At 71.8% G+C, this 22,299-nt stretch carries 15 protein-coding genes, 1 tRNA gene and 1 pseudogene; 9 read left to right on the forward strand and 8 right to left on the reverse strand.

The genetic code is table 11. The features are described 5' to 3' along the window. Window positions 1-101: 101 nt before the first annotated feature. The 3 genes from AB0C82_RS28485 to AB0C82_RS28495 form a co-directional block, all read right to left on the reverse strand. A complete protein-coding gene (locus AB0C82_RS28485; RefSeq protein ID WP_362847171.1) occupies window positions 102-797 on the reverse strand; it encodes an ester cyclase in 696 nt (231 codons plus the stop codon). A gap of 118 nt (window positions 798-915) precedes the next feature. Next, entirely contained in the window at window positions 916-1,980 is a 1,065-nt protein-coding gene (gene pstS, locus AB0C82_RS28490; RefSeq protein ID WP_362847173.1) for a phosphate ABC transporter substrate-binding protein PstS, read from the reverse strand. A gap of 316 nt (window positions 1,981-2,296) precedes the next feature. Then, window positions 2,297-3,463: an MFS transporter gene (locus AB0C82_RS28495; protein WP_362847176.1), complete on the reverse strand. Its 1,167-nt coding sequence runs from the start codon at window positions 3,461-3,463 to the stop codon at window positions 2,297-2,299. A 107-nt stretch (window positions 3,464-3,570) separates the two neighbouring features. On the opposite strand from AB0C82_RS28495, the gene AB0C82_RS28500 reads away from it, so the two are divergent. After that, window positions 3,571-4,332, forward strand: a complete 762-nt coding sequence (locus AB0C82_RS28500; RefSeq protein WP_362847178.1) for a DeoR/GlpR family DNA-binding transcription regulator — start codon at window positions 3,571-3,573, stop codon at window positions 4,330-4,332. Window positions 4,333-4,455: 123 nt separating this feature from the next. On the opposite strand, the gene AB0C82_RS28505 is transcribed toward AB0C82_RS28500, so the two are convergent. Then, window positions 4,456-4,528 (reverse strand) — tRNA-Arg (locus tag AB0C82_RS28505). Between the two features lie 329 nt (window positions 4,529-4,857). Here AB0C82_RS28505 and AB0C82_RS28510 point away from each other — a divergent pair. The 7 genes from AB0C82_RS28510 to AB0C82_RS28540 all read left to right on the forward strand — a co-directional run bounded on the left by AB0C82_RS28510 (window position 4,858) and on the right by AB0C82_RS28540 (window position 13,861). Next, entirely contained in the window at window positions 4,858-6,504 is a 1,647-nt protein-coding gene (locus AB0C82_RS28510; protein WP_362847249.1) for an ATP-binding protein, read from the forward strand. After that, window positions 6,501-8,585 (forward strand): GTPase, encoded by a 2,085-nt coding sequence (locus AB0C82_RS28515; RefSeq protein WP_362847181.1) that lies wholly within the window; start codon window positions 6,501-6,503, stop codon window positions 8,583-8,585. Before AB0C82_RS28510 ends, AB0C82_RS28515 begins: the two co-directional genes overlap by 4 nt. A gap of 113 nt (window positions 8,586-8,698) precedes the next feature. Next, a complete protein-coding gene (locus AB0C82_RS28520) occupies window positions 8,699-9,178 on the forward strand; it encodes a single-stranded DNA-binding protein (RefSeq protein WP_362847183.1) in 480 nt (159 codons plus the stop codon). Between the two features lie 186 nt (window positions 9,179-9,364). Further along, on the forward strand, window positions 9,365-10,885 hold the full coding sequence (locus tag AB0C82_RS28525; RefSeq protein ID WP_362847186.1) for an LAETG motif-containing sortase-dependent surface protein: 1,521 nt from the start codon (window positions 9,365-9,367) through the stop codon (window positions 10,883-10,885). A gap of 203 nt (window positions 10,886-11,088) precedes the next feature. Then, window positions 11,089-12,753 (forward strand): energy-dependent translational throttle protein EttA, encoded by a 1,665-nt coding sequence (gene ettA / locus AB0C82_RS28530; RefSeq protein ID WP_362847189.1) that lies wholly within the window; start codon window positions 11,089-11,091, stop codon window positions 12,751-12,753. A gap of 5 nt (window positions 12,754-12,758) precedes the next feature. Then, a complete protein-coding gene (locus tag AB0C82_RS28535; protein ID WP_362847192.1) occupies window positions 12,759-13,181 on the forward strand; it encodes a thioesterase family protein in 423 nt (140 codons plus the stop codon). Beyond that, a complete protein-coding gene (locus tag AB0C82_RS28540) occupies window positions 13,178-13,861 on the forward strand; it encodes a hypothetical protein (RefSeq protein ID WP_362847195.1) in 684 nt (227 codons plus the stop codon). The genes AB0C82_RS28535 and AB0C82_RS28540 overlap by 4 nt, the downstream gene beginning before the upstream one ends. A 44-nt stretch (window positions 13,862-13,905) precedes the next feature. Here AB0C82_RS28540 and AB0C82_RS28545 read toward each other — a convergent pair whose 3' ends face one another. The 4 genes from AB0C82_RS28545 to AB0C82_RS28560 form a co-directional block, all read right to left on the reverse strand. After that, a complete protein-coding gene (locus tag AB0C82_RS28545; protein ID WP_362847197.1) occupies window positions 13,906-14,862 on the reverse strand; it encodes an ABC transporter ATP-binding protein in 957 nt (318 codons plus the stop codon). Continuing rightward, a complete protein-coding gene (locus AB0C82_RS28550) occupies window positions 14,859-17,687 on the reverse strand; it encodes an FtsX-like permease family protein (protein WP_362847200.1) in 2,829 nt (942 codons plus the stop codon). Before AB0C82_RS28550 ends, AB0C82_RS28545 begins: the two co-directional genes overlap by 4 nt. 1 nt (window position 17,688) lies before the next feature. Then, window positions 17,689-20,994, reverse strand: a complete 3,306-nt coding sequence (locus tag AB0C82_RS28555; RefSeq protein WP_362847203.1) for an FtsX-like permease family protein — start codon at window positions 20,992-20,994, stop codon at window positions 17,689-17,691. Window positions 20,995-21,140: 146 nt separating this feature from the next. After that, entirely contained in the window at window positions 21,141-21,545 is a 405-nt protein-coding gene (locus tag AB0C82_RS28560; RefSeq protein ID WP_362847206.1) for a globin, read from the reverse strand. A 94-nt stretch (window positions 21,546-21,639) separates the two neighbouring features. On the opposite strand from AB0C82_RS28560, the pseudogene AB0C82_RS28565 reads away from it, so the two are divergent. Continuing rightward, a pseudogene (locus AB0C82_RS28565) lies at window positions 21,640-22,299 on the forward strand (methyltransferase domain-containing protein); the annotation flags it as partial.

Consider the following 22,299-nt stretch of genomic DNA (forward strand, 5'->3'; position numbering starts at 1 on the left):
CCCATGTGTCCCTGGCCTGGAGCGAGACGTTCACGACGCCGGCTCGGTGAGCGGCGAGCGCCCCTCGCCGCGGCGCCGGAGACACCGGTGTACGACGCCGATCAGCTGCCGATCGCTCCGAGCTGCTGCATCAGACCGAGATCGTCGACGTTCCACCAGCCCTCGGCGAGTTTGCCGCCCTCGCAGCGGAAGGTCGCCTGGCCGGTGCCCGAGACCTGCCGGCCCGTGGGCTCCATGCCCTGGTACGCGCCCACATGGCGCCCCTTGAAGGACAGCCGCGCGCACACCATGTCACCCTCGGCGGTCAGGCTCTCGATGGTGGCCTCCGGTTCGAGCGCCTCGACGATCTGCCGGTTCTCGGCCTTGGCCTGCTCGAGCCCCACGTCGTACGAGGACAGCGACGGGTCGTGGTCCCGGTAGTCGGCGGTACACATCGCGTCCATCGCGTCGATGTTCCTCGCGTTGATCACGTCGTCGAAGAAGCTGCGGACCGCGATCTTGTTGAGCTGCTCGTCCCGCACGACATCCAGGTCCGTGAACGACGGCTCCCCGTCGCACAGCGCGACCATCTCCTGGAATATCCGGTCGGTTTCCGGCAGGCGCGAGTTCTTCTGTGCCTCCTCGTACGAGGGGAACTCCACGATCTCCACCACATGGGTGGCATCTACACGGTCCTGTCCCACGATCGAGTGGGTGGCTGTCCGCTTGCCCTGGGTCGCATCGATCCAGGCGTCCATCAAGCTGTTCAACTCATCGGTTCTGCTCGTCTTGCAGTCGATTACCTGCACGAACGTCATGACCCCTCCAACAGATAGGAGAGCTTCCGGTAGGAGCGCTTCGAGCCCTTTTCAGGATATGCCCGGCCCGGGAACCATGACGTGCCCGCCGACCGGCCGGAACGGCTGTGCGCGCGGGTCAGGAGAGGGTACTGACGACCTCGCGGACCTGCGCCGCCACGGACGAGGGCAGCGGTGCGTAATGGATCGAGTGCAGCTGTTCCTGGCCCTCCTCGCTCGCGGTGTAGGTGAGGAAGGACTTGAGGGCGGGAAGGCTGTCCGGCGGATTGCCGGTGTCGCAGACCACCTCGTACGTCACCAGGACGATCGGGTAGGCGCCTTCGGCGGACGTCCGGTGGTCGAACCGCAGGGACAGGTCCTTCCCCGTACCGGTGATCCTCGCCTCCGCGATGCCCACCGAGGCGCTGGCCGTACTCGGTGCGACCGGCTCCGCGGCTCCCGTGGCGATGCGCACGGTGTCGATCTTCCGCTTGACGGCGAAGGACAGCTCGAAGTAACCGATCGCACCATCGGTCTGGATCACCGCCGAGGACACCGAATCGGACCCGCTGGCCGACTCACCGCCCCGGGCCTGCCACTTCTTGCCCGCCGGATACGGCCACCTCTCGGCCGCGGCACCCTTGAGGTACGCGTTCAGGTTCTGGGTGGTGCCCGAGTCGTCCGTACGGTGGAACGGGACCACCGGCAGATCCGGCAGCTCCGCGCCGGGATTGAGGCGCCGGACCGACGGATCGTTCCACCGGGTGATCCGCGAATCGAAGATCCGGGCGATCGTCGGAGCGTCCAGCACCAGGCCGGTCACACCTGGCACGTTGTACCCGATGGCGATGGGGCCGCCGGCCATGGGCAGATCGATGGCCTGCCCACCGGAGCACACCTCCCTGGTGCCCTCCACGTCTTCCGCGCTCAGTGCCTCGTCCGTACCCCCGAACGCGCTCGCCCCGCGCTGGAACTGCGCGACCCCGGCCCCCGACCCCACCGGGTTGTAGACGAGCTGCACATCCGGGCAGGCGAGTCGGTACTGCTCCATCCACCGGCTCATCGCGTTCTCCTGAGCCGTGGACCCCGAGCCCCGCACCTGACCGCCGTCGGCGCAAGCGATGTCCGGCACGGGCTGCGTCGGCCCGGCCGAGCCCTCGCTCCCGTCGCTGCCGCAGCCCGTGAGAAGCAGAACACCCACCACGCAGGCGGCCACCTCTCGCCCGGGGCCGGCCCGTCCCGTACGTCGAAGCTGCACGCTGTTCCCCCTCGTGACACCCACGAACAAAGGGGCCCGCGCCACGCACACCGCCGACCCGCTGCACCGATGGTCACCGCTACGGAAAGTCCGCAGATGGCACCAGGGTCAACAACAGGCGTCGCCCTGACGACATTTGGGGGCGCGGGCGCGGACACCGAGCGAGTCGTCCCCGGTCGCCGTCCGGAACCACATGAAGCGGTCCTCGCCCCTGAGCAGGAGGGCCTGTGCGACGCGAGATCAGGTCACGTCGCACAGGCGGTCAGGAGGCCAGCTCGACCTTGTGCGGCCGGTCCGAGGGACTGCGCAGGATCCCGGCCGCTGCGGCGGCGGTGGCGCAGAAGAGGGCGGGAAGCAGGAAGGTGTGATTGAGAGGCATGAGGTGGGTCATCCAGCCGATGACCGCGGGACCTGCGAGCATGCCGACGTAGCCGAGTCCGGCGACCCGGGAGACATTGGTGCCGGCGGCTGCGGGGTCGGCGTGTCCAGCGGCGCTGAAGAGTTGCGGGATGGAACCGGACAGGCCCAGGCCGAACAGGGCCCAGCCCGCAAGTGCCGCCCAGATCCAGGGCGAGAGGGCCACCAGCGTGATGCCGACGGCGGCCAGAGCCGAGCCGTACCTAAGGACGGCGATCGGCCCGAACCGTGCGGAGACCCGGTCCGCCAGGAGCCTGCCGATGGTCATGGTCGCCGCGAAGGTCCCGTAGGCGAAGGCGGCGGTGCTCTCCGGCGCGTCCAGGACGGTCTTGAGGTGCAGGACGCTCCAGTCGTTGGCGGCCCCCTCGCACAGCATGATCAGCAGCGCCAGGACAGCCAGGAGCCAGATCCGGGTGGGAACGGCGCGCTTCTGCGCCTCGGGCTCACCATCGGTATCTGCCTCCGGGGCGGCCGGGGCGGGCAGGAGGCCGCGAGTCGATGCCAGGGCGACGATGACGCCGATGCACGCGGTCGTGGTCAGTGTCGTGGCCGTGCCCCAGCCGAGGTCGATGGCTGCGGCGCCGGCCAGGGCGGCCAGGACACCGCCGACGGAGAACGTGGCGTGGAAGGCCGACATGACGGGCCGCTGGTACGCCTTTTCCACCTGCACGGCGTGCGCGTTCATGCTGACGTCGAGGGTCCCGTTCCCGAAGCCGAAGACCAGCAGGGCCGCTCCGAGGGCCCACGGTTCCCGGGCGAGACCGGGCAGTACCAGGGTCGCACTGCACAGGACGCCGGCCAGGGGAACGACGGTCCGCGTGCCTAGCCGGTCGGACAGACGGCCGCCGAGCTGCATGCCGGCGAAGGCCCCGACGCCCAGCAGAACGAGGAATCCTCCCAGGGTCGCGTGACTGATGCCCACCTGCTCCTCGACGGCCGGGATCTGCACGACCCACATGCCCAGCAACGTGCCATTGAGGACGAAGTAGACGAATGTTGCAGACCGGGCCATACGAAGCGCTCTTTCCATGAAAGACACCCTAACGAACGACTGCCCTGTTCGATACACCCCTCTTCAAACAGTCTTGCTGTGCGGTGTGTGTGGTGTTGAATCACGGTATGAGCACTGCGGAACGCCACCGTCTGATCGCCCAGGCCGTCCAGGACGCAGGAGCGGCCACGGTCGCCGAACTCGCCGACCTGACGGGCGCCTCGGAGATGACCATCCGCCGCGATCTCGACTACCTGGCCGCACAGGGCGTTCTGGAGCGGTTCCGCGGCGGCGCCCGCGCCCTGCTCCTGCGTGGAGACGAACCCCCCTTCGCGCTACGCACCCACGAAGCCGTCGACGCCAAGCGACGGATCGCAGCCGAGGTGGCCTCACTCATCACCGACGGCGAGACCGTCCTGCTGGACAGTGGCACGACCTGTCTGGAAGTGGCACGCCTGTTGCGCGGACGGCAGGTCACCGTCATGCCCCTGTCGCTGCAAGCCATCGACGTCCTCGGTGACGCTCCCGAACCGACCTCGCTCCTGGTCCCGGGGGGCAGGCCCCGGCCCGGCGAGGGAGCCCTCACGGGGCCTCTCACCCTCGCCTCCTTGGCGGCGCTGCGCTTCGACACCGCCGTCCTGGGCTGTTGCGGCTTGTCCGCCGCCGACGGCATAACCGCCTACGACCTGGACGAAGCAGCGGTGAAGAAAGCGGTCATCGCCTCAGCGCGCCGCATCATCGCCGCCGCCGACGGCGCCAAACTCGGCCGCGTCGCCCACGCGTACGTCGGCCCCTCCACCCTCGTGGACATCCTCGTCACCGACATCGCCGCACCCGCCCACGAGACCACCGCACTCGAAAGCGGCGGTACCACGCTCAAGACCGTCTGAGGTGTCCGGGACTTCGCGCCACAGCCACCTGCTTACGCGTTCGCTACGCGGCCCTCGCTACGTTGCGGTGACCTGCAAAAAAAAGACCCTCCCGAGGGAGGGTCTGATGTCGTGCGAGCTGTGTGCCCCCGGCAGGACTCGAACCTGCGGCCAAGCGCTTAGAAGGCGCCTGCTCTATCCACTGAGCTACGGGGGCCGGTGGTGGCCTGGGGCCCTGCGGTCGGGGCCGTTCCGGCCGGTCCTGACCTTGCCGGGACAAGGATAGGGCTCCGATCGCCCAGACCCGGCTGCTTCACCTGCGTGGCACGATGTGGAGGTTCAGTGAAGCGAACCGATAATCGCAGGTAGGTGCGATTCATGCACCGCTTTTGACGTCTCGCGCCCCGGGTGTTGTGCACTCGTTATGCCTGCGCCCCACTCGTCCCGTCTGTCCCCCGGATGTCCCACGGAGTGGAACCGCCGCGCAGACGTGCCTATACGCTTCAAAAAGGCGCCAAAATTGGGCATTCTTCGCATGTGGTGACCATGGATGTACGGCCTCAGCTCATCGACGCACTTTCCGCCCTGCGCGACCGTGTCGCCGCCGTGCGTCTTCCACTGCCACTTCCAGGCACTGAACGGGCCCGGCAGACCAGGGTCGAGCTGCTCGCGCAGCTCGACGACTATCTGCTGCCGCGGCTCAAGGACCCCGAGGCCCCGCTGCTTGCCGTGATCGGCGGCTCCACCGGTGCCGGCAAGTCCACGCTGGTGAACTCGCTCGTCGGCTGCCGGGTCAGTCAGGCCGGAGTGCTGCGCCCGACGACGCGGACGCCGGTCCTCGTCTGCCACCCGGACGACCACCACTGGTTCGCCGGGGTGCGGGTGCTGCCGCAGCTGACCAGGATCTGGCTGCCGCCGGGTCAGGCCCGGGACCCGGACGGTCTCGACGACCTCGGTGCCGCGGGCGGCGACGACGAGGGGATGGCGCTGCGGGTGGAGACCGCCCTCAGCCTGCCGCGCGGGCTCGCGCTGCTGGACGCCCCCGACATCGACTCCCTCGTCGTGCGCAACAGGGTGCTCGCCGCCGAACTCATCTGCGCCGCCGACGTGTGGGTGATGGTGACCACCGCCTCCCGCTACGCCGACGCCGTGCCCTGGTACCTGCTGCGTACGGCCAAGGAGTACGACGCCTCGCTCGTCACCGTCCTCGACCGCGTCCCGCACCAGGTGATCGCCGAGGTGTCCCGGCAGTACGCGGCCCTGCTCACCAGGGCCGGGCTGGGCGAGATCCCCCGCTTCACCATTCCTGAGCTTCCCGAGTCTGCGGGCGGCGGCAGCGGACTGCTGCCCACGACCGCCGTCGCCCCCCTGAGGGCCTGGCTCATCCATCGCGCCCAGGACCCGGCGGCCCGTCAGCAGGCGGTCGGGCGAACGGCGTCCGGGGTCATGGACTCTCTGAACGTCCGGATGCCGGAGCTGGCCGGAGCCGTCGCCGCGCAGTACGCGGCCTCGGTGCGGCTGACCGGTGTCGTCGAGGAGGCGTACCGGAAGGAGGCCTCCCGGATCCGGCGCAGGCTCCAGAGCGGCGCGGTGCTCGCCGGGGACGCGCGGACGCGCTGGCGCGGCTATCCCCTGGACAGTTCCGCGGGGGAGCTGCTGGAGGCGCTGGTGGAGAGCCTGGTGGCGCTGCTCCAGTGCGCGGTGGCCGCCGCCGACGACGAGATCCGCACGACGTGGCGGAGGGAGCCCGCCTCCGGGGCGTTCCGTTTCGAGGACGCCGGCCGGGAAGCGGGCGGCTGGGGACCGGCCGAGGACATCGAGGGCCGGATCGCGATGGCCGTACGACGGTGGCGGCGGGTGCTGGAGGAGCTGGCCGAGGAGGAGGTTCGGCTCCTGGAGAAGAACGTCGCCCCGGACGCCGAGACCGTGGCAGCGCTCCTGGCCGCCGCGCTGCTCGGCGGGCGCCGCGCCCGCACCGCGGGGGAGCAGCTCGCCGAACGGATCGGCGCCCAGGGGGCGCTGCGGCTGCGAGACAAGGGCGGGACGCTGCTCACCACGTACCTCGACCAGGTCATGCACGGGGAGCGTGACCGGCGGCTCGCACCGCTCGACGCCCTCGACGTCGCCCCGGAACCGCAGGCCGAACTCATTGCCGCGCTGTCCGTACTGCAGAAGGAGAGGGTGCAGCCATGACCGCCGTCACCGACCAGGACCACGACCAGGATCAGAACCCGGGGCAGGAGTCCGATGGCGGGAAGTCCCAGGGCGGGAAGTCCCAAGGGGGGCAGGCCGAGGGCGGGCAGGCCGAGGGCGGGCGTCCGAACGGCCGGGCGGAGCAGCCGGAATCCCCGGGCCCGGTGAAGGGCGAGGCCAAGGGGCGGCGCTGGGACGACGGGCTGATCGCCCGCCGAGCGGCCGACGCGGCGGAGGAGGTCCAGGAGGTCCAGGAGGTCCAGCAGGCCGAGGAGGCCGACGGCTCCGCGGACATGGAGGACGGGGCGGACGGTGACGCGGGGCCCCAGGTCGAGGCGTACGTCCCCTCCGGGGGACCGCTCACCCCGCGGCTCGACTCGCTGCGCGAACTCATCGGCCTGTCCCGGGCCCGGCTCGACCGTGAAACCCTCGCCGAGGCCGGCCGCGTGCTCGACGAGGCCGCGGCCCGTCAGCGGCTCTCCTCGCGGCACACCGTCGTCGCCATCGCCGGGGCGACCGGCAGCGGGAAGTCCACCCTCTTCAACTCCCTCGCGGGCGCCCAGATCTCCGACACCGGACTGCGGAGGCCGACGACCGCGTCCCCGATCGCGTGCAGCTGGACCGACGGGGCCGCGGGGCTCCTCGACCGGCTCGCGATTCCCGGGCGCCTTCGGCGCAGGCCCCAGCAGGGCGGCTCCGATTCCGACGCGGCGCTCCAGGGGCTCGTCCTCATCGACCTGCCCGACCATGATTCGGCGGCGCCCGGCCACCGGGACCAGGTGGACCGGGTACTGGCACTGGTCGACGCGGTGATCTGGGTCGTCGACCCCGAGAAGTACGCCGACGCGGCCCTTCACGAGCGCTACCTGCGCCCCCTGGCCGGGCACGCGGAGGTCACCTTCGTCGTCCTCAACCAGATCGACCGGCTCCCCGGGGAGGCCGCCGATCTGGTCCTCGACGATCTGCGCCGGCTCCTCGACGAGGACGGCATGGCGCTGGGGGAGCACGGCGAGCCGGGGGCCACCGTCACCTCCCTCTCGGCGCTCACCGGCGAGGGCATGCCCGAACTGCGCGAGATGCTTGGCCGGTTCGTCCAGGAGCGCACGGCCGCCGCACGCCGGCTCTCCGCCGATGTGGACGCGGCGGCCGCCCGGCTCCGGCCGGTGTACGTCGCCGAGGGCCGGCCGGGACTCGGTGAGCTGGCCCGTGAGGAGTTCACCGACCGGCTCGCGGAGGCCGTCGGCGCGGCCGCCGCGGGGCAGGCGGCCGAGCGGGAGTGGCGCAGGAACGCCGGACGGGCCTGTGGGACGCCCTGGCTGAGGCTCTGGCGCTGGTACGAGTCCCACCGGCAGCTCGGCGGCGGCCTGGACCGCATGGCCCTCGCTCTCGCCCCCGCCCCGCCGGAGGAGGAGATCACCGCGCGGCAGCGGGTCGAGCAGGCGGTACGGGCCGTGGCTGACGACGCGTCCGCCGGGCTGCCGGGCCCCTGGGCGCAGGCCGTCAGGGAAGCGGCGGTCAACGGGGCGAAGGGACTGCCCGAGGCCCTGGACGAGCTGGCCCAGAACGCGAGCGCCGAGAGCAGGAGCCGGACGGGCGGCGGCAGGGGCAGGAGCAAGGACAAGGGCTCGGACACGGGTGTGGGCACGGGTACGGGATCCGGCTCGGTCAAGGGGCTCGGCAGAGGCCGGGGTGTCCCGCTCGGCCGGCCCGCCAAACCGCCGCGTCCCGCCTGGTGGCCGGCGGCGGTGCTGGTGCAGGCGACGATGACCCTGCTGCAGATCTTCGGCGGGCTCTGGCTGCTCGGCCAGATCGTCGGTGTACTGGAACCGGGCCTTGTCACCCCCGCCCTGGTGATGCTGGCCGGAGTCGTCGGCGGTCCGCTCGTGGAGTGGTCGTGCGCGGCGGCGGCGCGCGGCCCTGCCCGGCGGTACGGCCAGGAGGCCGAGCGGCGGCTGCGCGACGCGGCGGCAGGATGCGGACGCGCGAGGGTCCTCGACCCGGTGTCGGCGGAGCTGGCGCGTTACCGCGAGGTACGGGAGAGGTATGTGGCGGTGACGGAGTTTTCCACAACCGGCCGGTAGTGCACAGGCGTCAGCGGGATTTTCCTTCCTCTTCCAGCATGAAGTCGGTACGGGAACACGTACACGGAGCGTGTACACGTCACGTACGCAGAGTCTGGACGGGGGACGGGTAAATGAACGACACCTTTGTGACGCTGGTGGGAAACGCGGCGACGGGCGTGGACTTCCGCGAGACGGCCACCGGTGGAATGGCGCGATTCCGCTTCGCGGTGACGCCGCGCCGCTGGGACCGCGAGAAGCAGGTCTGGGCCGACGGGCACACCAGCTTCTACACCGTGTTCGCCTGGCGAACGCTCGCGGCGAATCTGGCAGGCTCCGTCTCCGTCGGCGAACCGCTCGTCGTGCACGGACGTTTGAAGGTGCGCGAGGAGGAACGGGAAGGTCAGCGCAGGACTTTCGTCGACATCGAGGCGATGGCGGTCGGGCACGACCTGACGCGGGGGACCGCCGCGTTCCGGCGGGTGCTCCGGGCGGAGCCGTCACTGACAGCACGCACGCCGAAGGGCGCCGAGCCCGATGACGACGATCCGGCGATGCGTCAGGAACCCGCCGCGCGTCATGAACCGGCCACGGCGCTCTCCCCGGTGTCCTGAATGGGTGGGGGTGCCGGACGGGGCGATAACGATTCCGAGTCGGAATGGTTGTCCGACCGTATGACGGGGGACTGTGCTTCGCCCGGTCTTTAGGATTCCTCAGTATTCATGGGGCACTTGAGTCTGCTGGCGAGGCATTCCCCGTACGCGCGTCGAGCGCGAGGTCCTCGCCCGGAGGGGAATTCTGTGTTTTCTGCGTTCTCGGCGTCTTCCGGATCATCCGGGTCCTGTGCGTCCGCTCCGCCGTCCGCCCCGCAGCCCGCGGCCTCGGCGACGAGCTCCGTACCGGGTCGCGTCAGAGGGCTCGTCAGACTGGCCGCCACCGTGCTGGTCACCGGTCTCGTCGCGGCCGGCACCCTCGCCGGAGCGACCGGGGCGGCGGCCGGGAACGCCCCCCAGCACCAGGGCGGCGCCACCGCCGTCCTGGACGGGCTCAAGACCTACGACCGCGCGGTGCTCCGCATCCCGGGCGTGAACGGGGCGAAGAGCACCACGCAGACGATTCCCGCCGGGCTCTTCGAGATGACGGTCGAGGGCGGCGGCAAACTCAAGACGTACTGCGTCGACATCCACAACGCCACCCAGGACCAGGCGAAGTATCTGGAGACGTCCTGGGACCAGACGTCGCTCGGGGCCAACAGGAACGCCGGGAAGATCCGCTGGATCCTCCAGCACTCCTACCCCCGGATCGACGACCTCGCGGCCCTGGCCCGCCGGGCGGGCACGGGGCCGCTCACCGAGCAGACGGCCGCCGCGGGTACGCAGGTCGCCATCTGGCGCCACTCCGACGAGGTGCACGTCGAGGCAGCCGACCCGCAGGCCGAGAAGCTCGCCGACTGGCTCGCCGGGCACGCCTCCGCCTCCGCCGAGCCCCGGGCGTCCCTGACCCTGGAACCGGCCGCGGTCTCCGGGCGGGCCGGGGAGCGGCTCGGTCCGGTCACCGTCCGTACCAACGCCGACCAGGTCTCGGTGACGCCGCCCGCCGACGCGGCCAGCGGCGTCCGGATCACCGACAGGAAGGGCCGTCCCGTCACCACGGCGGCCGACGGGACGCAGCTGTACTTCGACGTGCCGAAGGACGCCGCCGACGCGTCGGCTCCGCTCACCGTCCAGGCGACCACCTCCGTGCCGGTCGGCCGCGTCTTCGCCGGGGTCACCAGGAGCCAGACGCAGATCCTCGCCGGGTCCAGCGAGTCCACCGTCTCCGCACAGGCCACCGCCACCTGGGCCGGCGCCGGGGCCGTGCCCGCCCTCACCGCGAAGAAGAACTGCGCCAAGGGCGGAGTGGACATCACGGCCGGCAACAAGGGGGACGCGCCGTTCACCTTCGAACTGGGGGGCTCCCAGCACACCATCCCCGCGGGAGCCACCAGGACCGTGACGATCCCGGTCGCCGAGGACCAGGCGTACGACTTCACGATCACCGGGCCCGGCGGTCTGCGGAAGAACTTCACGGGCGTCCTGGACTGCGTCACCTCGTCCGCCGCCGTCACGGGTGACCAGGGCGGGATCGGTACGCAGAGCGCGAGGCAGCCCGTCCCGGCGTCCACGGGCACCAGCTCCACCGGCCTGGAGGGCGACCTCGCCGAGACCGGCGGCTCCAGCGCCACCCCGATCATCGCGGGCGTCGCCATCGCCCTCGTCGTCATCGGCGGCGGCGCGGTCCTGCTCCTGCGCCGCAGGAAGCCGGAAGACGACAGCGAGTGAGCGGGTGACCACCGTCGCGCCCTGAGACGCGCGCCTGCCCGGGCCCGGTACGCACCCGCGTACCGGGCCCGTCGCGTCCCGCAGGAACCGGGCGGAAGGGGGCAGGACGGGTACCGGCAAGCGGACGGGTTTCCGTCCGGGCGCAGGAGTCAGGCAAGATGGGTGTATCTGCCCACACCTCTATTGCTGCCGGACGGTTTCTCTTGGCTGAGTTCATCTACACCATGCGCAAGACGCGCAAGGCGCACGGCGACAAGGTGATTCTCGATGACGTCACCCTGAACTTCCTGCCCGGCGCAAAGATCGGTGTCGTGGGACCCAACGGTGCCGGTAAGTCCACGGTACTGAAGATCATGGCGGGCCTTGAGCAGCCGTCCAACGGCGAGGCGTACATCACGCCCGGCTTCAGCGTCGGCATCCTCATGCAGGAGCCGAAGCTCGACGAGTCGAAGTCCGTCCTGGAGAACGTCCAGGACGGCGCCGCCGAGATCATGGGCAAGCTCAAGCGCTTCAACGAGGTCGCCGAGCTCATGGCGACCGACTACTCCGACGCGCTCATGGACGAGATGGGCAAGCTCCAGGAGGACCTGGACCACGCCAACGCGTGGGACCTGGACGCCCAGCTGGAGCAGGCTATGGACGCCCTGGGCTGCCCGCCCGGCGACTGGCCCGTCGACAACCTCTCCGGCGGCGAGAAGCGCCGTGTGGCGCTCTGCAAGCTGCTGATCGAGGCCCCGGACCTGCTCCTCCTCGACGAGCCCACCAACCACCTCGACGCCGAGTCGGTGAACTGGCTGGAGCAGCACCTGTCGAAGTACCCGGGCGCCGTGGTGGCCGTCACCCACGACCGGTACTTCCTGAACAACGTCGCCGAGTGGATCCTCGAACTCGACCGCGGCCGCGCGATCCCCTACGAGGGCAACTACTCCACGTACCTGGAGCGCAAGGCCACCCGCCTCAAGGTCGAGGGCCGCAAGGACGAGAAGCGCCAGAAGCGGCTCAAGGAAGAGCTTGAGTGGGTCCGCTCCAACGCCAAGGGCCGGCAGACCAAGTCCAAGGCACGTCTCGCCCGGTACGAGGAGATGGCGGCCGAGGCGGACAAGATGCGGAAGCTGGACTTCGAGGAGATCCAGATTCCGCCGGGCCCGCGGCTCGGTTCCATCGTCGTCGAGGTCGAGAACCTCTCGAAGGCCTTCGGTGACAAGGTCCTCATCGACGACCTGTCCTTCACGCTGCCGCGCAACGGCATCGTCGGCATCATCGGTCCGAACGGCGCGGGCAAGACCACGCTGTTCAAGATGATCCAGGGCCTGGAGACGCCGGACTCCGGCGCCATCAAGGTCGGCGACACGGTCAAGATCTCCTACGTCGACCAGTCCCGCGCCAACATCGACCCGAAGAAGACCCTCTGGGCCGTCGTGTCGGACGAGCTGGACTACATCAACGTCGGCCAGGTCGAGATGCCGTCGCGGGCGTACGTCTCCGCGTTCGGTTTCAAGGGCCCGGACCAGCAGAAGCCGGCCGGTGTCCTGTCCGGTGGTGAGCGCAACCGCCTGAACCTGGCGCTGACGCTCAAGGAGGGCGGCAACCTGCTGCTCCTCGACGAGCCCACCAACGACCTCGACGTGGAGACCCTGTCCTCGCTCGAGAACGCCCTGCTCGAGTTCCCGGGCGCGGCCGTGGTCATCTCCCACGACCGCTGGTTCCTGGACCGCGTCGCCACGCACATCCTGGCGTACGAGGGCGAGTCCAAGTGGTACTGGTTCGAGGGCAACTTCGAGTCGTACGAGAAGAACAAGGTCGAGCGACTCGGCGCGGACGCCGCCCGCCCGCACCGTGCCACGTACAAGAAGCTCACGCGAGGCTGATCGTCTTGGCTCGTCACATCTACAGCTGCCCGCTGCGCTGGTCGGACATGGATGCCTTCGGTCACGTGAACAACGTGGTCTTCCTCCGCTACCTGGAGGAGGCGCGCATCGACTTCATGTTCCGGCTGGCGCCGGGGGACGGCTCGCCGTCCTTCTCGGGCGGGTCCGTCGTGGCCCGGCACGAGATCGACTACGTACGGCCGCTGGTCCACCGGCACTCTCCGGTGACCGTCGAGTCCTGGGTCACGAAGATAGGCGCCGCCTCGCTGACGATCTCGTACGAGATCAAGGACCCGGACCAGGTGTACGTGCGGGCGTCGACCATCGTCGTCCCGTACGACCTGGCCGAGGAGCGGCCCCGGCGGATCACCGCCGAGGAGAAGCTCTTCCTCCAGGAGTTCCTGGCCGAGGAGCCCGCCGCGGTATGACGGTGCCCGTGCAGTCGCTGCTGTTCGCCGACCCGAGGGAGGCGGCGGATCTCGCCGCCTTCCTCGGCCGGCTGCTCCACTACGACCGGGCGGCCGCTGTCCGGTTGCAGGCAGGCGGCGGCGCACTCGCCGTGTTCGGCCGGCCGCCGTCGTTCGAGGTCCTCGCGATCCGGACGGCGCGGCTGGCGGACACCCACACCTTCGACGTGACCGTGTCCGCGGGTGAACTCCTCGAATCGCTGGAGGAGTCGACCGGTTCGGGCGCCGTCCCGGCGCCGGTCACCGGACCGCCGTGGACGGGTGTGCTTCCGCCCCGCGGGGGGTGGCGCGAACAGCCCGGCCTGCCCGACCCGATGGCCCTGCGCGCTCAACTCACTTCAGCCGTCGCGGAGTTCCGTACCCGGGACGAGGCGCTGCCCGAGGACCGCCGCACCAGGGCCGAACGCGACCTGATCGGCCGCGAGATCTGGTCGCGCCCGGTCGGTGCCACCCACCTGCCGCTGCGCGCCGTCCACGCCGCCCAGTCCCTGGGCTTCCTGCGCGCCGCACCTGACTTCCCGGTGACCCTCCTGGCCTCCGGGCCCTGGCTCCGGTTGCGCACACCCTTCGGCTCGGTCATCGTCCGTGGCCCGGGAGGCGGGCTCGGCAACCTCGCGGTGACGGTCGGCAGCAGGCACTGAACAGGGCCTGAGCAGGGCCTGAGCAGGGGGGGGAACGGTCGGCGTCACTCCTTGCGACCGTCCGGCCAGACCCCGATGTGGTCCTGCTCCAGCTCCAGCATCACCCGGTGCTCCATGCCCAGCGCCTCGGTGTAGTCGGCGGGCAACTGGAGCCGTCCCGCGCGGTCGAGCATCGCGTACTCGCGGGCCACCTGCGACTCCTGTCCGGTCGCCGCGTCCACCTCCGTGTGGCGCAGCACCTCGGAGGACGTACGGCCGTCGCGGATGGCGACCGTACGGCGCACCTCGTTCGCGACCGCCTGGTCGTGCGTCACGATCACGATCGACGTGCCCAGCTCCTCGTTGGCGCGGCGGAACGCGGCGAACACCTGGTCCCCGGTCGCCGAGTCCAGCTCACCGGTCGGTTCGTCGGCCAGCAGCACCGACGGCGAGTTGGCCAGTGCCACCGCGATGGCCACGCGCTGCTGCTGCCCGCCCGACATCTGCTGCGGACGCCGGTCGCGGCAGTCCGCCACCTCCAGCATCTGGAGCAACGACTCGGCACGGGCGGCCTGTTCACCGCGCCGGCCGCCGCCGCGCAGCTGCATCGGCAGCGTGATGTTCTGGATGGCGGTGAGATATGGCAGCAGGTTGCGGGCGGTCTGCTGCCACACGAAGCCGACGACGTCGCGGCGGTAGCGCAGCCGTTCCTTCTTGCCCATGGACAGCAGGTCGCAGCCCGCGACCTTCGCCGACCCGGCGGTGGGCACGTCCAGGCCCGCCAGGATGTTCATCAGCGTCGACTTGCCACTGCCGGACGCGCCGACCAGAGCCATCAGTTCGCCCTCGGTGACCAGCAGGTCGAGACCCTGGAGGGCCTGCACCTCCACTCCGTCAGTGGTGAAGATGCGCACCAGCCGGTCACAGGCGATCAGCGCGTCGTGGCCGTACGACGGCCGGTCGCGGTGGGCGGCGGCGCGCTGTTCGAGCTCCGCCAGGGTGGTCTCGGTCGTCGAGGTCATCGGGTGTCTCCTGCCCTGAGTTCGGTGATCGATCCACGACGGCTCGCCCACCATGCCTGGACACCGGCGACGGCGGCGGCGAGGAGGACCACGCCGATCGCCGGAAGCGCCAGAGACCAGAGGTCGGCCCGCAGTGAAGCGGTGTGCGGTACATCGGCGCCGCGCGCGCCGGACAGCGCCAGCGAGACCAGGTCGACGCCCGGCGCCAGCAGGGCGATGGTCGCCCAGCCGACGAGCAGACCGCCGAGGGCGGCCAGCAGGGCCTGCGGCATGGCCTCCAGGGCGAGCAGCCGCCTGCCCTGCCGGGTGGTCAGTCCCATGGTGCGCAGGCGCGCCAGCAGGGTGGTGCGCTCGGGCGCGGTCCTGAGCAGCGACAGCAGGACGGCGAGCAGCGCGTACCCCGCCCCCGCCACGATCCCCGCCCCGTAGATCCGCTCGGCGCCGGACTGCACCGGTGTGTCGACGAACGACGCCCGCTCCTCGGACCGCAGGCGTACGACGAAGTCCTTGCCCGCGTCGCGGGCGGCGGCCTTCAGCGCCTTCGCGTCCAGGGCGTCCCCGGTGACCAGCAGCGCGGTGGTCGCCCGCTGGGTGAGGGAGGCGGAGTTGACGATCAGGAACGAGGAACCGCTCACGGCGGGAGTGCTCTCCCGGACCGCCACGACCCGGACCTTGAAGTGCCCTGCCAGTGTCTCGATCGCCTGCGGCCGGTCGCCCAGGCGTGCGGCGACGGACGGCGAGGCGATCGCGGGCAGCACCCGGTCCGCCGAGTAGGGCGCGCCCTCCGGCAGCGGAGCCGACGGGCCGGTGGCCCTGAGCAGGGCGGGCGGAAGCGACCCGGCTCCGGTGGCGCGGGCGAGCCGGTCGTACGATCCGGGCTCGACGCCGACCAGCGTGGCTCCCTTGTTGCCCTCGGAGCCGCCCTCGCCGGGCGGCAGCACGACGCTGTAGTCGATCTGTACGGGCGCCACGTCCCGTACGCCGCCCGCCGCCCGGACGTCCTTGGCGAAACGGTCCGTCAGCGGCTTCGCGTCACCCTGTCCGCTGATCCGGGCGTCCGCGCCGACGGCCGCGAGCGCCGCGGCGTCCCTGGCGTCCGCGACACCGGCGAGCACCGAACCGCCGAACGCCGCCGTGGTCAGTGCGACCAGCAGCGCGAGCAACGGCAGGGTGCCGCCGGCCGACGAGCGCCCCGCACGGGCCAGCGACAGGAAGCCGATAGCGCCGCGCATCCGGGCGACGGGACGGGCCGCCAGACGCAGCGGCAGCGGGTAGAGGCGTACGAGGACCAGCGCCGCGATCAGACCGACGAGCACGGGTGCGGCGCTGACCAGGAGGTCCGTGCCGCCCTCCGCGCCCGTGCCACGGCGGCGCAGCGCGGTGACCGCGCCGATCGCCAGTACCAGGACGGTCAGTTCCGCGACGGTGCGCCGGCGTGAGGGCCGGGCGTTCACCATGTCGTCGCGGGCGCCGTGCAGTTGGGGCCTGCGGTGCTGGAGCGTCGTACGCAGCGGCAGCGCGACGCACACCAGCCCGGCGACCGCCCCGGCGCCCGTCACCGCCGGCCACAGCCGGGCCTCCCCGACGAGCAGCACCGCGAGCAGCAGGCCGAGCGCCGCCGCCGGGACCACGATCACGGCGGTCTCCGCGAACAGCCTTGCGCCGATGCCGGCGAGGGAGGCGCCCCGCGAACGCAGCAGAGACAACTCCCGGTGCCGGCGGGCGGCGGTCAGCCCTCCCGTCATCAGCAGCACGACCCCCGCGACCGAGCCGATCCCGACAGCGGCCACCGCGACGACGGGGCTGATCGCGGACCGCATGGCCTCATGGGCGACCAGGATCTCGTCCAGGTCGGTGCTCACCGTCACGGTGGGGCCCGCGATGTCCCGCAGTCTCAGCAGTTCGGGCCCGCTCTCCAGCGAGGCCACGACGTCCGTGAGCGGGGCGGCGTCGGTCGAGGTCAGATGCGTGGTGTCCGGCGCTATGTGCCAGAACAGCTCCGGTTCGCCCGTCGTGGAGAGCAGCGCGGGTCCGGCGTCCGGGGACAGCAGCAGCGCGGCCACCCAGTAGAAGGTGGGTACGGGCTGGCCGGGGTCCGCGACCAGGGACGGGCCGCGCATCAGGGGTTCGGCGGCCCAGTACGCGTCGGCCGGGTGGCGGGGCGTGACGGTGCCGCTGACGCGCACGGTCAGGGGCTTCCCGTCGTGCGTGGGGACGGCGACAATCGAACCGATCCCGAGCTTCAGCGCGTCCGCGGTCTCGGCCGGGACGACCGCCTCCACCTCGCGGGTGGCGGCGGTCACCGTGCCCCGTGCGGCGGGCCAGCGCCCGGACTCCAGCGTGCTGTGCCCGGCCAGGTCCGAAGGGGCGATGTAGGTGAACTGCGGAGGCATCGCGTTGGGACGCGGCAGATAGGGCTCGCTCGCCGTGAGCGGGTTCGTGGTCCGCACCCCGTACGAGGAACGCGGCGCGTCGGGGCGCACGGGGCCGGGCAGTGTGCGCAGGAGCCCGCTGTGGACTCCCGACAGCACCTCCTTCCGCGCCGCGTCGGCCCTCTCGTCGAGTGAGGTCCCGTCGGGCGGTGTCGTCACTCGGAGCAGGCTGCGCTGAGGACTCAGGGAGCCGACGTCGTGCCGGAGCCCCTTCGTCTCGTACGCGTCCACGGAGCGCGGGAACGCGGCGGCGAGGAACGCGGTGAGCAGGACGAGTACGGCGAGCGCGGCGCAGGCGCCGGGAGCGGTGCGCAGCCGGGTACGGACCCAGGGGGCGCAGGCGGCCGTGCCGCGGGGGGTGCGGCCCGAGGAGGGGTTCTTGTCGGCGCTCATGTCAGTTGTCCCCCTGGTGGCGCAACGATACGGCCGGGTCGGCCCGGCGCAGCGCGATCGCCGCGACGATCAGCAGCGGAAGGGCGGCGACGCCGGCCAGCAGTCCGGTGACCTGCTGGACCGGCAGCTGCACCAGCACCGCCGGTACGGGCTGGGCGGCCTGCCCGGTCAGCACGATGAGCGGCACCACGGCTCTGGTCAGGACGGCGCCGAGCGCGAGCCCGGCCAGCAGACCGACGGCGATCAGCACGCTCTGTTCGGCGGCGATCATGCGGGCCAGCCCGCGGCGCGGAGCCCCCAGTGCCCGCAGCACCGCGAACTCCGAGGACCGTTCGCGCTGAGAGCCGACGGCGCTCACCGCGAAACCGACGGCGGCCAGGGCTGCGGCGGCCACGGCGACGGCCAGCAGCGCGGACTGCGGACCGGCTCCCAGCGGGTCGCCGAGGAGGTCTTCGGCGACCTCGTCGCGCACGTGAACCTGGGCCGGGTCGGTGTCGGGCAGGGCGCGCAGCTGGGTGGCGACCTTCTCCGCGTCACCCGGTGCGCTGCTCAGCCACCACTCGGTGGGGCTGAGGAAGGAGGCCGACTTCTGCGCGTACACCTGGGCGAGCGCCTTGAGGTCGAGCAGTAGCGCACCGCCGTCGCCGGTCGCCGTCGAGGAACCGGCGGTGCCGGCGGCGGCCGGGCCCGTGGTCGGCAGCTGCCTGACCACGTCCACGATCCTCACCCGCATCTGCTCGCCACCCAGCGGCACATCCACGCTCTGGCCCTTCCTCGCGCCCGACGCCTTCAGGAACGCGTCCGTGACGACGGCGTTCAGCGCCGGGGCCTTCGGCCGGACGACGGAGATCCGGACGCTGTTCGTCGGCGGCAGCCACCCCGCCTCCTCGGCGCTCACGAAGCCGGTTCCGTACGTGAGGGACAGCGCGGTTCCGGCGGGTGCCGTCGGCCGCAGCCTGTGGGCCGGCTGCTCCTGGCCCGGGATGCCGACCGTCAGGGAGGCCCGCCAGCGGAAGCCGTCCGGGACGGACACCGGCTGCTCGCCCCCACCGGTCACGGCACGCAGGGCCGTCACGGTCAGCCGGTGCTCCTCGGACCTGCCGACGGGCGGCTTGCCGTCCAGCTCGAAACCGGTGACGGCCAGTCCGGCCGCGGCGGAGACCGGGACGGACACGGTGTGCGGCTTGCCGTCGGCCGGGACCGGGCCGATGGGGGCGCGGTACGGCAGACCGAAGCGGTCCTCCAGCAGCACACCGGCCTGCGGTGTGAGGCCGGACGGCGACGCACCCTTCCGGGCCGAGGTCTCGGCTATCCGCAGCTCGAACCTCAGCTGTGTGCTCCCCTTCGGCAGCACGAGGCCCTGCCGGCCCTTCTGCGGCGAGGCCAGCGAACCCAGCAGCTTCTCCGGGGTCCGGTCGGCCAGATCGTCCCGCAGCAAAAGGTGCTCGTCGGCGTGCGCGGTGTCCAGCGCGAGGATCTGGGCGGTGCGTTCCCCTGAGAGTTCCGTGCTCGTGCGGTACGCGGGCGCCGCCTCCCGTACTCCCCGCAGCGTGCTGTACGTGTCCGCCTTCGCCGGGTCGGGGTTCAGCACCCCCGTCATCCGCACGGACGCGCCGGAGGCGAAGTCCGCCTGGTCGCCCTGCGAACGGTCCCAGGAGGCACTCTGACCGATCGCCAGCATCCCCATCGCGACGGACAGCACCAGCAGCAGCACAGGGCCGGCGCCGCGCAGCGGCCGCCGGCTGAACTGCCAGCCGGCCAGCGCCGTGGGCAGACCCCTGCCGCCGGCGGCCCGGCGCTCGGCGAGCCTGGCCGCGGGCGGCAGCAGCCGCAGCGTCAGGACCGTGCCCGCGAGGAGGGCCAGCGCGGGAGCGGCGACGAGCAGAGGATCGATACCCAACTCGCCCTCCTGGTCCCCGCTCAGCGCCCCACTGCCCGAAGCACCGGTCTGCCGGTCGAGCTGCCAGTACGCCACCGCCGCGATCAGCAGCAGCCCCACGTCGGCGCCCGCCCGCACGGGCGCGGGCAGCGCCGTCGCCCGGCTGCGCCCGGTGCCGCCCGAGGACAGCGCGGGCGCCACCACGGCGAGGGCGCAGGCCAGCGCCACACCGGCGGCGACCAGCCATACGGTGCCCGACGCGGTGTCGCCGAGGCGCACCCCGATCCGCGAGAGCTCACTGCGTTCGGCGAGCAGCCGGGTCAACGGCCCGGCGAGCAGCGGCGCGACGACGGCCGCGGGCACGGCGAGCATCAGGGCCTCGATCGCGGCGAACGAGACGATCCGGCCGCGCGAGCCGCCACGGGCCCGCAGCAGCTCCGTCTCACCACCGCGCTCGCTGCTCAGCAGCCGGGCCACCAGCAGGAGCGCGTAGGCGGCGAGCAGCACCAGCTGGACGGCGACGATCGTCAGCGTCGAGCGCGAGACCAGCAGCGCCTTGTCGATCTGTTCGAGCACCGTGGGAAGCGAAGTCCGCACGGAGGCGCCGTCCTTGAACGCCTCGGTGGCCGTAAGCGCCTTCGGGCCGCTGGTCGCCGCCCGGTGCAGCGCGTCCATCCGGTCCGTCGTGACGGTACGGAAGTCCGCGCCGGCCAGCCAGGCGGTGTCGCCCGGACTGATCCGGCCGGAGCCGAGCACGGCGGGATCGGTGAGCAGCGGACCGTACGTGGTGAAGACGACCTTGCGGACGCCGCGCCCGCCGAGCGGGTCCAGCTGCCAGTAGGGATCGGCCTGGTCGGCAGCCTCGTACAGGCCGGTGACCTGGACCTCCAGCGGCTTGTCGCCCAGCCGGTCGGTGAGGGTGAGCCGGGTGCCGGGCCTCACCTTCAGGGCCTCGGCGGCGGCGCCGGGCAGTGCGACCTGCACCGGACCGTCCGTCCTGCCGGCCACGCCGTCGGGCATACGGCCCGCGGTGAGCCGGACACGGCTGCGGTCCAGCGAGGCGAAGCGGGTCAGGTCGGGGTCACCGCGCCGGGCCGCCGGGTCCTGGAGGCCGCGCGGCAGGGCGTACGGCCCGGACTGCTCCAGCTTCCGTACGCTGACCGGCAGCCCGGCGAAGGAGTCACGGGCCCCCTTGCGCGCCGCCGCGTCGGCGTCCGCACGCTGCTCGCGGTCCACCTGGGCGGATATGACGAGCGCGGCGGAGGCGGCCGAGCGGTTGGTGAGCGAGTGCCGCAGCGCGGCATCGCCTATGGAGCCGGAGAACGCGGTGAGCGCGGCCAGTACGGACGTGGTCAGCAGCACCGCCAGTACGGCGGCTGCGAGTAGGAGCCGGTGCGCCCTCACCCGCAGAAAGACGAACCCCGTCACCTGACCCCCCAGACCCCTGTGTGTGCACGCCCCCCGACGCTTCCAGGGATGCTTTCAGAGACCATGCGGTCAGGGAAACCGCTTGCGGGTGCACCTTGATGCGATCGTGACCGTTATGCGGTCGTGGAGTACCGGATTCCGGATGGTCAGCCGTCCGTGTTCACCATCGAGGCGGCGGCGTAGGTCAGGTAGTCCCACAGCTGACGCTCGTGTTCGGGGGACAGCCCGAGCTCGTCGAGGGCGGTCCGCATGTGGCCGAGCCAGGCGTCGTGCGCGGCACGGTCGACGCGGAACGGGGCGTGCCGCATCCGCAGCCGCGGATGACCGCGCTCGTCGCTGTACGTCCGGGGGCCGCCCCAGTACTGCATGAGGAACAGGGCGAACCGCTCCTCGGCGGGGCCCAGATCCTCCTCCGGGTACATCTGACGCAGCAGCGGGTCCCCGGCGACCCCCTGGTAGAAACGGTGCACCAGGCGCCGGAAGGTCTCCTCGCCGCCGACCTGCTCGTAGAAGGTCTGCTCCTGAAGCGTGTCGCGCGGAATCTCAGTCACGTGTCCATGGTCTCAGACCCGGTGACCGAGGACCCGAGGCCTAGGACCCCTCCGCCTGGGGCTCCCGGACGCCCCGCGCCCCTACTGTGGGGGTATGTGCGCCTACGACGCGGGGATCGAGCGGCTGGCCGCCGAGGCGCGGGCCGCGCTGGTGCGGGAGATCGACGCCGAGGGCGCCTGGGCGGAGGACCCCGTGTGGCGGGAGGCGTTCGCGACGGTGCCCCGGCACCTCTTCGTGCCGTACTACTACGTCGGCGTCAGGGGCGGCTACGAACGCCGCTGGGGCGAGAGCCCGGACCCCGAGGCCCGGGAGCGCTGGGTGTGCGGCGCCTACGAGGACGCCCCGCTGGCCACCCGGCTGCGCGACGGCGAACTGCTCTCCTCCAGCAGCCAGCCCTCGCTGATGGCGAAGATGCTGGCCGCGCTGGGCGTCGAGGACGGCGACCGGGTCCTGGAGATCGGCGCCGGCACCGGCTACAACGCCGCCCTGCTCGCCCACCGGCTCGGCGACGACGCTCGTCACCACCGTCGACCTCGACCCGGAGATCACCGACTCCGCCCGCCGCCACCTGGAGGCGGCCGGACTCCACCCGCACGTCGTCACCGGCGACGGCGCCCGCGGAGTCCCCGAGCGCGCCCCCTTCGACCGGATCATCGCCACCTGCACGCTGACCACGGTCCCGCACGCCTGGCTGCCCCAGTGCAACCCCGGCGCCCGTATCCTCGCCCCGCTGGCCACGGGCCTGATCACGCT

This window comes from Streptomyces sp. NPDC048560 (genome assembly GCF_040650955.1).
Classification (GTDB): domain Bacteria; phylum Actinomycetota; class Actinomycetes; order Streptomycetales; family Streptomycetaceae; genus Streptomyces.

Bases quoted from the DNA above. Each gene is read 5' to 3' on its own strand.
- AB0C82_RS28485 (WP_362847171.1), bottom strand. From the start codon at position 797: ATGACGTTCGTGCAGGTAATCGACTGCAAGACGAGCAGAACCGATGAG.
- AB0C82_RS28495 (WP_362847176.1), bottom strand. From the start codon at position 3,463: ATGGCCCGGTCTGCAACATTCGTCTACTTCGTCCTCAATGGCACGTTG.
- AB0C82_RS28500 (WP_362847178.1), top strand. From the start codon at position 3,571: ATGAGCACTGCGGAACGCCACCGTCTGATCGCCCAGGCCGTCCAGGAC.
- AB0C82_RS28510 (WP_362847249.1), top strand. From the start codon at position 4,858: ATGGATGTACGGCCTCAGCTCATCGACGCACTTTCCGCCCTGCGCGAC.
- AB0C82_RS28515 (WP_362847181.1), top strand. From the start codon at position 6,501: ATGACCGCCGTCACCGACCAGGACCACGACCAGGATCAGAACCCGGGG.
- AB0C82_RS28520 (WP_362847183.1), top strand. From the start codon at position 8,699: ATGAACGACACCTTTGTGACGCTGGTGGGAAACGCGGCGACGGGCGTG.
- AB0C82_RS28540 (WP_362847195.1), top strand. From the start codon at position 13,178: ATGACGGTGCCCGTGCAGTCGCTGCTGTTCGCCGACCCGAGGGAGGCG.
- AB0C82_RS28545 (WP_362847197.1), bottom strand. From the start codon at position 14,862: ATGACCTCGACGACCGAGACCACCCTGGCGGAGCTCGAACAGCGCGCC.
- AB0C82_RS28550 (WP_362847200.1), bottom strand. From the start codon at position 17,687: ATGAGCGCCGACAAGAACCCCTCCTCGGGCCGCACCCCCCGCGGCACG.